Below are 13,158 nucleotides of genomic sequence, written 5' to 3' on the forward strand. Positions count from 1 at the left end.
GGTGCGCCCCGTACGATCGAGACGCGCGGTGCGCCGCACGATCGAGACGCTCGGTGCGCCGCACATGAGACGCTCGGTGCGCCGTCTCAGAGCATCAGCTGGTCGATGGTGAACGGAAGCGAGCGAAGGCGGCGGCCCGTGGCGTGGTGCACGGCGTTGCCGATGGCCGCCGCGAGCCCGACCAGGCCGACCTCGCCGACCCCTTTGGTCCCCACCTCGCTAGCCCGGTCTGGCCGGCCGCAGAAGACGACCTCCACGTCCGGGATGTCCGCGTTCACCGGCATCAGGTAGTCGCCGAAGGTCGCGTTGGCTATGCGTCCGGTCCCGGCGTCGGTGACGGTCTCCTCGAAGATCGCCTGGCTGATGCCGCCGACGGTGCCGCCGACGATCTGGCTGGTGGCGGTCTTCTCGTTGAGGATGCGCCCGCCGTCGATCGCCGACACGACGCGTGCCACCCGCAACAGTCCGAGCTGCGGGTCGATGCGCACCTCGACGAACTTGGCGCCGAAGGCGCCCGCGGTGGCCATGCCGAGCCGCCGCGCGTCGGGCGGTGTGCTGCGGCCGTCCGCGCTGAGTTCCTCCAGTCCGTGACGGGCCAGGATGTCGCTGAAGGACTCGCCGGCGCCGGGGTCGCCGACGAGGTGCAGTCGCCCGTCGGTGGCCGTCACGCGGTCCGGCTCCGCGCCGCGCAGCGGGGAGGCGTCGTCGTCCCGCACCACCTGGAGGAACTCCCCGACGAGGTTGCGGCAGGCGGTGCGTACGGCGTTCGCCAGCGCCCCGGTCAGCCCGGACCCGCCGGCCATCGGCGCGTACGGCATGTCGGAGTCGCCGAGGTCGAAGCGGACCTTCCCGATGTCCAGGCCCAGGAGTTCGGCCGCCAGTTGCGTCATGACCGTGTACGTGCCGGTTCCGATGTCCGTGGCGGCGCTGCGCACATAGGCCGAGCCGTCGTGGCGCAGCGACGCCCGCGCCTGACAGGGCACTTGGAAGAAGGGGTACGACACACTCGCCATGCCGTGGCCGATCAGCCACCGGCCGTCGCGCATCGAGCCGATCCCCGGTGTGCGGCGGGACCAGCCGAACCGTTCGGCGCCCACGGCGTAGCACTCCCGCAGGGCGTTGCTCGACCACGGCAGCCCCAGCACGGGATGGACCTCGGCGAAGTTGCGCAGGCGGAGTTCGAGCGGGTCGATGCCGAGGGTGTGGGCCAGTTCGTCCATCGCGGACTCGAGGGCGAAGTTCCCCTGTGCCTCCGCGGGCGCGCGCATGGATCCCGGACACGGGATGTTGAGCCTGGCCTGGCGGTCGCGGGTGACGACGTTGGGGCAGGCGTAGGACACCGCCGAGCAGTGGGAGACGGGTTCGTAGTCGTTGTCCTCCATGGCGACCGAGGAGAGGCCGTGATGTTCGACGGCGACGAGGTCACCGGAGGAGGTGGCGCCGATCCTGATGTGCTGGACGCTGTTGGGGCGGTGGCCGACCGAGGTGAACATCTGCGGCCGGGTCAGGACCAGTTCGACCGGATGCCTCACCTCGCGTGCCGCCAGGACGGCCAGCACGGTGTGCGACCACACCCGCAGTCCGGCGCCGAAGCCGCCGCCCACGAAGGGCGCGAGGACCCGGATGCCGCTCTCGGGAATGCCGAAGATCCGGGCGATCGAGGTGCGGACGTTGTGCGGCCACTGGGTCGAGTCGTGGACGGTGACGGAGTCGCCGTGCCAGGAGGCGATGGTGGTCATGAGCCCGAGCGGGTTGTTGGTGTTGTCCGGGGTCGTGTAGTCGCCCTCGATCACCACGTCGGCCCTGTCGAGCCCGGCGGCCACGTCGCCGCGCCGGGTGTCCAGCCCCCACGGGTTCTCGACGGTCTCCGCCCGGGGGTCGGTCACGTCCAGGAGCGGTTCGGCGGGTTCGTAGGTGACACGCACCAAGGAGGCGGCGTACCGGGCCCGCTCCGGGCTGTCCGCCACCACGACCGCGACGTGCTGGCCGTGGTGCAGGATCCGGTCGTCCTGCAGCGGGGCGGGCGGGGACTGCCCGAGCAGGGTCATGGGTCCGCGTTCCAGCCGGGGCGCGGTCAGGTGGGTGATGACGGTGAGGACGCCCGGCGCCGCCTGTGCGGCGCAGGCGTCGATGGCCCGGATGCGGCCGGCCGCGATCGTGCTGCCCACCAGGGCGGCGTGCACCAGACCCGGATAGCTGAAGTCGTTGGGGTAGTGGGCCGTCCCCGTGGTCTTCAGGGGGGCGTCCACCCGGTCGAGGCCCGGTCCGACGGTGGTGGGGGTTTCGAGGGTCGTCATGGCCGGCCTCCCGTGACGGTTTCCAGGGCGCGCACCAGGGTGCGCTTGGCCAGCTCGACCTTGAACGCGGTGCCCGGCAGGGGCACGGCGCCCTCCAGGGCCGCCTCGGCGGCCGCCCTGAAGTTCTCGCCGTCGACCCGGCAGCCGCGGAGCACGCTCTCCGCGCCCCAGGCCCGCCAGGGGATCGTGCCCACACCGCCCAGTGCGACCCGGGCCTCGGTGATCATGTCGCCGTCGAGGCGCACGGCCACACCAGCGGACACGAGCGCGAACTCGTAGGAGACCCGGTCGCGGACCTTGAGGTAGTGGGACCGGGTGCCCTCGGGAAGCAGGGGGATCTCGACCTCGGTGATCAGCTCGCCATGCCGCAGCATGTTCTCGACGTCGGGGGTGGTTCCGGGCGGCAGGTAGAACCGGGTGAGCGGGACGGCACGCGGTCCGTCCTCGCCCCGCGCCCTGACGACCGCGTCGAGCGCCACCAGCGGGACGGCGACGTCCGAGGCGTGCAGGGCGACGCAGTGCGGGCTGGTGCCGAGGATCGCGTGCATGCGCTGGGTTCCGGTGAACGCGGCGCACCCCGATCCGGGTGTCCGCTTGTTGCACGCGGCGACCGCCGGGTCCCTGAAGTACCGGCACCGGGCGCGCTGGAGCAGGTTGCCGCCGATGGTGGCCATGTTCCTGAGCTGGGGCGACGCGCCGAGCAGCAGGGCCTCGCGGACGAACGGGAGCCGTTCGGCGAGGACCGGGTCGGCGGCGAGCTCCTCCATGGTGGTCAGCGCGCCGACGTGCACCGACGTGGTCGTGTGCATGATCCCCCGGAGCGGCAGCCTCGTGATGTCGACCAGCCGCTCGGGGCGAAGGACGCCGTCCTTCATCAGGTCGAGCTGGGTCGTCCCGCCCGCGAGGTACGACGCGTGCCGGTCGCGGGACACGGTCGCGACCGCCTCGTCGGCCGCCGAGGGGCGCACGTACTCAAAGGGATGCATCGTTTCCCTCCGAGGCGACGTCCGAGGCCGCCTCCGTGTCAACCTCCGAGGCCGCCTCCGTGTCAACCTCCGAGGCCGCCTCCGTGTCAACCTCCGAGGCCGCCTCCGTGGCGACGTCCGAGGCGGCCTCCTTGGCGGCCTCCGAGGCGACCTCGCGGATCGCCGCTCGGATACCGGGATACGCCCCGCAGCGGCAGATGTTGCCGCTCATGAACTCGCGTACGTCCTCCTCGCTGCCCGCCCGGCCCTCGGCCAGCAGCGAGACGGCGGACATGATCTGCCCGGGGGTGCAGTAGCCGCACTGGAACGCGTCGTGCCGCGCGAACGCGGCCTGCATCGGGTGCGGTCGATCGCCGTCCGACAGTCCCTCGATCGTGGTGATCTCCCGCCCGTCGTACTGAGCGGCGAGCGCCAGGCAGGCGACGACGCGCCGTCCGTCGACGAGGACCGTGCAGGCCCCGCAGGCTCCCTGGTCACAGCCCTTCTTGGCACCCGTGAGACCCAGGTGGTCACGGAGCGCGTCGAGGAGTGTCACCCGTGGATCGATCCGCAGCCGGTAGACATCGCCGTTGACGTGCAGGGCGACGTCCACATCGGGAGTGCCGGAAGCTGCTTTTCCGGGGCGCGCCGCGGTCTCGACGTACTTCATGGCGCCTCAGCTCTTGATATCCAGCTCTTGATATCCAGCTCAGGGGAACGCTTTCACCGCCCGGAGCGGTATCTGTCCGATGGTAGAACCGGAACGCCTGGTCCGCCTGCTTGCCGCCCGTGGACACGGGAACCGCATCCTGTGGAAATCCTTCCCTGGCTGACCGCTCGCCGTCGGCCGACGATTGGACTGCACACCACAGAAAAACTCGTGATGGAGAATTCCCATGACCGTTTGGTTCATCACCGGCGCCTCCCGGGGCTTCGGCCTGGAGATCGCCCGCCAGGCACTGGAACGCGGCGACAAGGTCGTGGCCACCGCCCGGCGGCCGCGTGACATCGAGCAGGCGCTCACCGGCCACGGGGACCGGCTGCTCGCCGTCCCTCTGGACGTCACCGACGAGGCGCAGGCGGCCGCCGCGGTCAGGGCCGCCATGGACGCGTTCGGCGCGATCGACGTTCTCGTCAACAACGCGGGACGAGGCGTCCTGGGCGCCGTCGAGGAGACCTCCGACGCCGCCGCCCGCGGTGTCTTCGACACCAACGTGTTCGGGCTTCTCAACGTCACCCGCGCCGTCCTCCCCGTCATGCGGGCGCAGCGCGCCGGCCGCGTCCTCAACCTGAGTTCCGTCGGCGGCTTCCAGGCGGCGGCCGGCTTCGGCGTGTACTGCTCGACGAAGTTCGCGGTCGAGGGTCTGTCAGAGGCCCTGCACGACGAGGTCTCACCCCTGGGGATCAGGGTGACGGTCGTCGAGCCCGGATACTTCCGGACCGACTTCCTCGACGGTTCGAGCCTGCACGTCGAGGAGCGGGTCATCCCTGACTACGAGACGTCGGCCGGCGCCGTCCGCGGCATCGTCCCGGGTCTCAACCACTCCCAGCCCGGCGACCCCGTGAAGGGCGCCACCGCCATCCTGGAACTCGCCGACGCCGACGCGCCCCCGCTGCGCGCACAGCTCGGCAGCGACTGCGCGGCGGCGATGGAGCAGAAGATCGCGGACCTCACCGCGGAGGCGGACGCCTGGCGGTACCTCGCGCTGTCGACGGATCACGACGACGTCGCCGTACGCGGATGATCCCGGCACGGCCGGCACAGCGGGGTCCGGGACGACCGGGCGGTGTCCCGGACCCGGCGGAGTTCTGGAGGGTCCGATGGCTCAGCTGAGTGAGTACCTGCGGGCGTGCCGGGCCCGGGTCAGTGCGGAGGAGCTGGGGCTCCCGGCGGTCGGCCGCCGCCGGGTGCCCGGACTGCGCCGGGAGGAACTGGCCTCGCTCGCCGGCGTCAGCGTGGACTACATCGTGCGCCTCGAACAGGGGCGGGTGCGATCCGCGTCGCCCTCGGTTCTGCTCTCGCTGGCCGACGCGCTGCGCCTGCAACCGGACGAGCGGGATTACCTCCTGCGCCTCGCCGACGAGGCGGCCGTCTCGGGCAGGTCGGCGCGGGCGACACCGAAGGGCCAGCAGGTGTCGTCCGCGACACGGGTCCTGCTGGACGGTCTGGTCAACGTACCGGCGTTGCTCCTCGGCCGGCGCATGGACGTCCTCGCCTGGAACAGGCTCGGGGCGGCACTCTTCACCGACTTCGGCGCGCTGCCCCCGCGGCAGCGCAACCACATCTGGCTGGCCTTCCTGGACCCGCGGGTCCGGGGGCTGTACGCGGACTGGGCGAAGGTGGCGCAGGAGTGCGTGGCCTACCTGCGCATGGACGCCGCGCGCTACCCGGACGACCCCGGACTCGCCCAGCTCGTCGGCGAACTGTCCCTGAGGGACGAGGACTTCGGCGCGTGGTGGTCCGGTCACCGGGTCCGGGCCCAGCGGCAGGGCCGCAAGCGGTTCCACCACCCGGTGGCCGGCGACCTCGAACTCGACTTCCAGGTGCTCGACATCCGGGGCGGATCCGATCAGTCGCTGCTGGTCTACACCGCCGAACCCGGTTCCCACTCCGCCGAGGCGCTGGCCTTCCTGACCAGTTGGTCCACGGGTCAGGCATCCGAGTCCAAGCCGTCCCGGCCGGAGCGGAGCCGCAGCCCGGAGAGCCGGGCGTGACCACCGTGCCGGGCGACCTCGGCCGCGAGCCGCACCGGTCTCCCGGAGGGGGCGGGTGCGGTTCCCGGCGGTCTCCATGCGTGAGTACGGCGACCCGGCCGTCGACGGACGCGAGCGCCTCCCTGACACGGACGAGGTGTCGGACGGTGAGCATTCCAGATGCCGCCCGGAACCCCGGCGCCCCCGCCCCGTGGCCCGCGCCGTTGCTCAACGAGCCCGTCGCCCCGCACCGCGCCCTCGTCTCCGGTCCGGCCCCGGATGCCCGGCACACCGACGTTTGCCATGCTGAATTGGCCGGGGCATGGAGGGAAGTGGCTGAGGTGAGCGCCACAGACGAGACACCGCGACAATCGCTCGAATCCGGCACCACCACGGCTGACGTGGTCGTCGATCAGTTCGGCGTGATCGCGAAGTGGAGTGCGGCGGCCGAGCGCTGCCTCGGTTTCACGGCCTCGGAGGTCGAGGGCCGGGCGGCCTGCGACCTCCTGGCCGCCCGGCAGGCGGCGCGGCCGGACGAACCGGATCGCGCGTGCCGGGGCCGGGAGGCGCCGGTCGCCCTGCGCTGCCGCGACGGCAGCACGGCGGCCTTCCAGGTCCGCATCTGTCCCGCCGCCGATCATCCCGGCGGCTGGAACGTGGCTCTCACCCCCATGACCGAGATCTCGACGGCACGGGCGGTGGACGACGCCGTCCTCGACGCGCTGTTCAACCGCTCTCCCACGAGTCTGTGCGTCTACGACCCGGAACTCAGGCTGCGACGCTTCAACCCGGCCGCGCGGGGCATGCAGGGCGTCTTCGACGAGGACTCCGTCGGCCGGACCCCTGACGAGATCTGGCCGGACTCCAACGCCGACGCCTTCGAGATCGACATGCGACGGGTCCTGGAGACCGGCGTCCCGCGGATCGAATTCGAAAAGCGCGGCCGCCCGCCGGAAGACCGTGAGCACGAGCACGTGTTCAGGACCTCCATCTTCAGGCTGGAGGATCCCTCCGGAGACGTCCTGGGACTGGCGACCACGGCGGTGGAGATCACGGAGCAGCGTCGCGCCGAACAGCACATCGCGCTGCTCGCGCAGGCCAGCTCGGTGATCGGGACGTCGCTGGACGTGATGGAGACCGGACAGCAGCTGGCCGACGTCAGCGTCCCCGGCCTCGCGGACGCCATCGCCGTCGATCTGTTCGCGCCGGTACTCGCCGGGGAGGACCCGGCCCCCACGTCGCCCGCCTCCCCGCCGCCCGTTCTCACGTCCGGAGACCTCCTGCGTGTCGGCATGCGCTTCGCCTGCGACCGTTTCGACCTCGCCGGTTCCGGACGTCCCGGGCTCCCCTACCCGTCTTCGGTGGCCTCGCTGGTGCGGACGCCCGAGCCGCGTCACGAGGTCACCGAACTGCCGGCCGACGACGGGGAGCCGCTGTACCGGGGAACGGGCGGCAGACGTTCCGCGTATTCGCTGGTCATGCCCGTGACCGCGCGGGGGACGGTCCTGGGTTTCGTGTCGTTCTACAAATTCGGGCTGACCGATCCGTTCACCGAGTTCGACGTCATGACCTGTGGGGAACTGGTCTCCAGGGCCGCCCTGTGCATCGACAACGCGCGGCAGTACACGCGTGAGCACGACACCGCCCGCGGGATGCAACGCGACTTCGCTCCGCAGGGCGTCGTCGACCACGCCGCCGTGGAGACGGCGCACTACTTCGCCCCCACCTCGTCGGAGGCGAACTGGTTCGACGTCATTCCCCTCTCGGGCGCCCGCGTCGCGCTGGTCCTCGCCACGACGGACGAAGCCGGACTGCGCGGCGCGGCCACCGTGGGCCGCCTCGGAGCGGCGGTGCACACCCTCACGCATCTGGATCTGAGCCCTGAGGAGGTACTGGCCCGCCTGGACGGCGTGGTGAAGAGCATTTCGGGCTTCCAGGCCCCCGACCCGGACGATCACAGGGGCGGCGCGGCGGCCATGGACCTCCGGTGCGTGTACGCCGTGTACGACCCGGCCACGGGCGGCCTGGTCATGTCGAGCGCGGGGCACCGGCTGCCGGTCGTCGCCCGGCCGGACGGCGAGTTGTACGTGCCGCCGGCGGCGGTCGGCCCACCACTGGGCACCGCGGACATGCGTGCCAAGGCCGAGGAACTCGGTCTGGAGGCGGGCAGCACCCTGGTGTTCTCGTCGTCCTTCAGCGATGCGGCCTCCCCTGCCGACGTTCAGGAGCGCCTGATGCGGACACTGTCGGCAGCGGCGACCGCACCGTTGCAGGAGTTGAAGGAGAAGGTGCTGGCAAGCACCCGCGCCGCCTCCGCATCCTCCTCCGCTTCCTCACCCTCCTCTTCGTCTTCCCCTCCGGGCTCCGCGGGAGAGGTGTTGCTGCTGGCGCGCACCCAGCGCCTGAGCGACGACAACGTCTCCACATGGGAGTTCCCCGCCGATCCCGCCGTCGTCGCGACGGCCCGCAGCCTGGTCGAGCACCAGTTGTGTGTCTGGGGACTCGACGCGGCGGCGTTCACGACCGAACTCGTGGTGAGCGAGCTGGTCACCAACGCGATCCGTTACGGGCGCGGCCCCTTCGGGCTGCGGATGATCCGCGACCGTCAGGTGCTCATCTGCGAGGTCTCCGACGGCAGCGCCACGGCGCCGCACCTGCGGTACGCGCGCTCCAGTGACGAGGGAGGGCGGGGTCTGTTCCTCATCGCGGAGCTGACCGACCGCTGGGGAACCAGGTTCGGCGCCGACGGGAAGACCATCTGGGCCGAACAGGATCTCGCGGCGGCCTGAGGCGGCGGGGCCGGAAGTCACCGACGTCCCCCGGGCCTTAGGGTGTGGCCATGGCCGTCATGGATGTGCGCAACGATTCCGAAGGTTGGCTCATCATGTGGCTCGAGCCGCTCGGTGAGGACCGATGGCTCAGGCCGGACGAGGCGTTCCGGGTTCGCTCCGACTACAGCGGCGACGAACTCGCCTTCTCGGTCTCCTACTTCGTCGGTGACGACGATCGGGCGGCGGGGATCGAGAACGTCGCCGTCTGGATCGAGAACGGCGGTCCCGACGCGGAGATCGTCGACGGGAAAGGGAACCGCGTCGAGTGCGGGTACCAGAGGCCCGCGGAGGTCGACAGCCGATGGCAGGCCGCGCTCGACGAGGCACTGAGGCGCGCGGCGGAGCGGAATGCCGGCGGAGGGGCGGCCGCACCGCCGGCGCACGGCGAGGCCTGACCGGGACCCGCCGCTCCCGACAGGGCCGTTCGGGCCGGCTCCGGCTCGGCGGTGCGCGTGCTCCGGCACGGTGATCCGCTCGGTCGGACTCGGGAAACCCGGCTCCGACGACACCGCTCCCGCCACGTGCGGCACACCCGGGAGCGGGCGACGGCGCCGCCCGCTCCGGGAGAACGTGGCCGTCAGACCTCCGGTGTCCGCCGCTCCTCGAGTTCCCGCCTGGCGGCGAGTGCCCTCCCCAGCACCATGTCCCGGTAGGGATTCGCGGTGTCCAGTGCGGAGGCCACCGCGATCGCCTCGTCCAACAGGGCCAGCCGCTGCCCGGGCATCTCGAGAACCTGCGCCGACATGCTCGCCTCCACCAGGACGTACGCCAGCTTCGACCCGTACACCTCCGGCTGGACCTGCGTCAGCAGGCGGTAGATCCGCAACCCCTCGGTGCCGCGCACCACCCGCCGGTTGGCGCTGAGCAACTGAACCCTCGCCCGTACGACGATGTCCTTGTCCATCGGTCCCCCTCCGTTCGCACACCCCCACCTGCACCCGTCCCACGACGGGACAGCACGACGAACGCACCGGCACCCGGGAACGGATGCCGACACGGACGTCGGAGAGTGGATGACGACGAGTCTGCGGGCGGGCCACCACCCGGGACAAGGTCAAACGGACGTGCGCTCCGTCCTACCGCAGATCACGTCCGAGCGGGCATGATGGACCTGACACTCACTCAAGTCCCGGCTCGCGGCGGTTCAGGAGGTCTGCGGCACGGTTCGCCCCGTCGCCTCGGATTCCTGCGGCGTGGCGGGTCCCGGTCGACCCCGGCCGCGGCTGAGTTGTATCCCGACCGCCGTCGTCGCCAGACCCAGTGCCGCGGCCGTGTACCAGACGGCCCGGAAGTCGCGGGTCGAGGCGGCGTCGACATGGGAGCCTACGACCGCGACCAGGACGGCGACGCCCAGCGTGGCGGAGATCTGGCGCACCGAGTTGACGAGCGCCGATCCGGTCGCCGCGCGGTGTCCGGGTACCGCCTGGACACCGGCGGCCACCAGCGTGCCCAGGGCCAGGCCCACTCCCGCACCGGTCAGCAGCTGGCTCGGGAGCAGCTCGACGGCGTAGTCCGGTGTGACCGACGCGAGGGCCGCGAACCACACCATGCCACCCGCGAACAGCACGCCGCCCGCCGCGACCAGTGGTCCGTGCCCGTGACGCTGTGCGGCGCGGGTGGTCAGCACCGTGACGACCGGCACGAGCGCGGGTCCGGGGGCGAGGGCGAGCCCGGTACGCAACGCGTTCCAGTGCCAGACCTCCTGGCACCAGAGCACGTTGGACAGCAGCATGATCGAGAAGGCGACACCGAACAGCAGGCTGCCGGCGTTCGCCGCGCCGAAGCGTGGCAGCCGCAGCAGGTCCAGCTCGAACAGCGGACGGGGGTGCCGCAGGGACCGGACCACGAACGCGGCGCCGCCGAGCACGGCGACGGCCAGCAGGGTCACGGTCTCGGGGCTCGTCCAGCCCTGGTCGGGTGCCTGCACCAGCGCCCCGGACAGCGACGCGATGGAGACGATGACCAGGACGGCGCCGAGGAGGTCGGGCAGCGGTCCGCTCTCCCGAGCGGCCGGCTTCGGCAGCGCGGACCGGCCGAGGACGAGCGCCGCCACGCCGATGGGCAGGTTGACGGCGAAGACCCAGCGCCAGTCCAGCTCGGTCAGCAGACCGCCGACGACCGGGCCGGCGGCCGCGGCGAGCCCGCCGATCGCCGCCCAGCCGCGGGTGGCCCGGGTGCGGCGCTCGGCCGGCACCGACGCGAGCAGCAGCGCCAGGGAGGTCGGGATCTGCGCCGCGGCCCCTGCGGCCTGCACCACCCGGGCCAGGATGAGGGTTCCCAGGTCCGGGGCCAGTGCGCAGCCCAGCGACGCGAGGGTGAAGACGGCGATCCCCGCGAGGAAGACCGGGCGCTGGCCTATCCGGTCACCGGCGCGGCCGGCCACCACCAGCAGCGCGGCGAAGGTGATCGCGTAGGCGTTGAGGACCCAGGACAGTGATCCGAGGGCCGCCGCACCGCCGTTCCCGGAGAAGTCCTCCCCCACGGCGGGCAGCGCGACGTTGACGATCAGCAGATCCAGGTTGGTCATGAAGACGGCCACCAGGACGACCGCGGCGGCCACCCGTGGGTGCTTTGAAAATCGAAGCATCGTGGACATGCGGCCACCAAAGCACAGGGTGATTTGGAAATCAAACCCCCTCGCGTCACAATGGGGAAATGAGCACACGTATCGATCCCCGGGACCTGGCGGGGCGCCCGTGCTCCCTCGCCGCGGCCCTCCAGGTCATCGGCGACCGCTGGGCGCTGCCGGCGATCCGCGAGATCATGCTGGGCAACCATCGTTTCCGGCAGATCGCCAGGAACACAGGCGCTCCCACGGACCGGCTCGCCGCGCGGCTGAAGGCCCTGGTGGAGAGCGGAGTCCTGGAGCGGCGCCCGCTGCCGGACGACGCCCGCTACAGCGGCTACTACCTCACCGAGGCCGGGCGTGATCTGGGTGCCATCACCCGCGAGCTGATCGGCTGGGGCGACCGGTGGGTCGTCACCGAACCGCCCGGCCGGATCAGGCACCATGATCATGAACTGGTCACCCGGACCGTGTGCGAGACCTGCGGGGAGCGGGTCCACGGTGAGGACGTCCACCGGGAGGACCTCGTGCCCGGCTGGGACCGGTCGGGCCCGGCGACGATCGATTAGGCCGGGCTTTCGACTTCCCGTGCCCACCCCGGCGGCCGGCGGACCGGCTCCACGTCCGTCCCTACGGAGTCGGCATCGGAGGCGGCAGAGGTGACCGTGGTGTGCTGGTGTCCGAGGTGACGAACGTCGCGGTGTCCGGTCGCCGCGCTGGTGGCATCATGCGCCGGGCCGACCGCGTTCCCGCCACGGGAACCACGGTGCAGGCGCCCCGGACGGTGAGAAAGGTAGCGACATGCTGGAGACGGTGGGCCTGACGGCCGACGAGAGCGAGGTGTACCGCCTCCTGGTCGCCACCGGTACGGCGTCCGCCCGGGACATCTCCGGCCGCTCGGCCCTCGACGTCGCGAGCGCACTGCTGCTGCTCCGCGCGCTGGAGCAGAAGGGCCTGGCGTCGGCGGCCGAGGACAGTCCCGAGTGGTTCACGGCCGTGCCGCCGCAGGTGGCCCTCATGCCCCGGCTGCAACGCCACTTCGACGCCCTGGAACAGACCCGGGCCGTCGTCCACGAACTGGCGGAGACACACCGCCGCGGCGCATGGGCCCGGAGCACGGGCGAGGCCGTCGAGATCATCACCGGCGCGGCGGCACTGCGCCAGCATCTTCGGCAGCTCCAGTACGGGGCCGGCCGGGAGATGATGTGGTTCGTGAAGGCCCAGTACGTGGCCATGTCCCCGGAGAGCAATCAGGAGGAGTTCGACGCGCTCGAGCGGGGTGTGCTCTACCGGGCCCTGTACGAGCAGGAGTACTTCGACGACCCCGACTCGGTGGACTACGTCGTCAAGGGCGTGCGCGCGGGCGAGGTCGCCCGGGCGACTCCCCGGCTGCCGCTGCGGATGGCGATCGCCGACCGTTCGGTGGCGATCCTGCCGCTGGCCGCCGCGGGCACCTCCCGCATCCCGAGCGAACTGCGGGCGGCGGTGGTGCGGGAGAGCAGTCTGCTGGACGCGCTCATCGCCCTGTTCGAACATCACTGGGAGATCGGTGCCCCGCTCCGGGTGACCGATGAGGGTCAGATCGGCGGCGCCGGCCTCACGGACCCGGCCTCGCCGGTCGGCGAGGACCGGCACCTGCTCTCCCTCATGGTCGCCGGCATGACGGACGAGGCGATAGCCGGACAGCTGCGGGTCAGCAAGCGCACCGTCCAGCGGCGCATCCAGGGCCTGATGAGCCTGGCGGGTGTCGCCACCCGGATGCAGCTGGGCTGGCACGCGGCCCGCCGCGACTGGCTCTGAGCACG

General features: G+C 71.7%; 11 protein-coding genes. 6 read left to right on the forward strand and 5 right to left on the reverse strand.

Going from position 1 to position 13,158, the window contains the following annotated elements; genetic code table 11:
* Positions 1–86: 86 nt before the first annotated feature.
* Genes ACFY3I_RS05705 through ACFY3I_RS05715 form a run of 3 tightly spaced genes read right to left on the reverse strand, consistent with a single transcriptional unit; the run spans position 87 to position 3,932 of the window.
* Positions 87–2,297 carry a xanthine dehydrogenase family protein molybdopterin-binding subunit gene (locus tag ACFY3I_RS05705; protein ID WP_390859494.1) on the reverse strand — a complete coding sequence of 737 codons (2,211 nt, stop codon included), beginning with the start codon at positions 2,295–2,297 and terminating at the stop codon, positions 87–89.
* Positions 2,294–3,283 (reverse strand): FAD binding domain-containing protein, encoded by a 990-nt coding sequence (locus tag ACFY3I_RS05710; RefSeq protein ID WP_390859495.1) that lies wholly within the window; start codon positions 3,281–3,283, stop codon positions 2,294–2,296. The genes ACFY3I_RS05705 and ACFY3I_RS05710 overlap by 4 nt, the downstream gene beginning before the upstream one ends.
* A complete protein-coding gene (locus ACFY3I_RS05715; RefSeq protein ID WP_390859496.1) occupies positions 3,270–3,932 on the reverse strand; it encodes a (2Fe-2S)-binding protein in 663 nt (220 codons plus the stop codon). The genes ACFY3I_RS05710 and ACFY3I_RS05715 overlap by 14 nt, the downstream gene beginning before the upstream one ends.
* A 226-nt stretch (positions 3,933–4,158) precedes the next feature.
* Here ACFY3I_RS05715 and ACFY3I_RS05720 point away from each other — a divergent pair, with 226 nt between their 5' ends.
* From ACFY3I_RS05720 to ACFY3I_RS05735, 4 genes are all read left to right on the forward strand, one after another.
* Positions 4,159–5,007 (forward strand): oxidoreductase, encoded by an 849-nt coding sequence (locus ACFY3I_RS05720; protein WP_390859497.1) that lies wholly within the window; start codon positions 4,159–4,161, stop codon positions 5,005–5,007.
* A 76-nt stretch (positions 5,008–5,083) separates the two neighbouring features.
* A complete protein-coding gene (locus tag ACFY3I_RS05725) occupies positions 5,084–5,977 on the forward strand; it encodes a helix-turn-helix domain-containing protein (RefSeq protein ID WP_390859498.1) in 894 nt (297 codons plus the stop codon).
* 320 nt (positions 5,978–6,297) lie between these two features.
* Complete coding sequence (locus ACFY3I_RS05730) at positions 6,298–8,745, forward strand: PAS domain-containing protein (RefSeq protein ID WP_390859499.1); 2,448 nt, start codon at positions 6,298–6,300, stop codon at positions 8,743–8,745.
* Positions 8,746–8,795: 50 nt separating this feature from the next.
* On the forward strand, positions 8,796–9,182 hold the full coding sequence (locus ACFY3I_RS05735; protein ID WP_390859500.1) for a hypothetical protein: 387 nt from the start codon (positions 8,796–8,798) through the stop codon (positions 9,180–9,182).
* A gap of 182 nt (positions 9,183–9,364) precedes the next feature.
* Here the strand turns inward: ACFY3I_RS05735 and ACFY3I_RS05740 are convergent, their stop codons facing one another.
* Positions 9,365–9,691: a hypothetical protein gene (locus ACFY3I_RS05740; RefSeq protein WP_390859501.1), complete on the reverse strand. Its 327-nt coding sequence runs from the start codon at positions 9,689–9,691 to the stop codon at positions 9,365–9,367.
* Positions 9,692–9,931: 240 nt separating this feature from the next.
* A complete protein-coding gene (locus ACFY3I_RS05745) occupies positions 9,932–11,383 on the reverse strand; it encodes an MFS transporter (protein WP_390859502.1) in 1,452 nt (483 codons plus the stop codon).
* Between the two features lie 59 nt (positions 11,384–11,442).
* Between ACFY3I_RS05745 and ACFY3I_RS05750 the strand changes: the two genes are divergently transcribed.
* Positions 11,443–11,922, forward strand: coding sequence for a helix-turn-helix domain-containing protein (locus ACFY3I_RS05750; protein WP_365289196.1), 480 nt, complete (start codon positions 11,443–11,445; stop codon positions 11,920–11,922).
* 232 nt (positions 11,923–12,154) lie between these two features.
* On the forward strand, positions 12,155–13,153 hold the full coding sequence (locus ACFY3I_RS05755; RefSeq protein WP_390859503.1) for a helix-turn-helix domain-containing protein: 999 nt from the start codon (positions 12,155–12,157) through the stop codon (positions 13,151–13,153).
* Positions 13,154–13,158: the final 5 nt, after the last annotated feature.

Origin of the sequence: Streptomyces sp. NPDC001068, assembly GCF_042897315.1 — a bacterium.
In the GTDB taxonomy this organism is placed as follows: domain Bacteria; phylum Actinomycetota; class Actinomycetes; order Streptomycetales; family Streptomycetaceae; genus Streptomyces.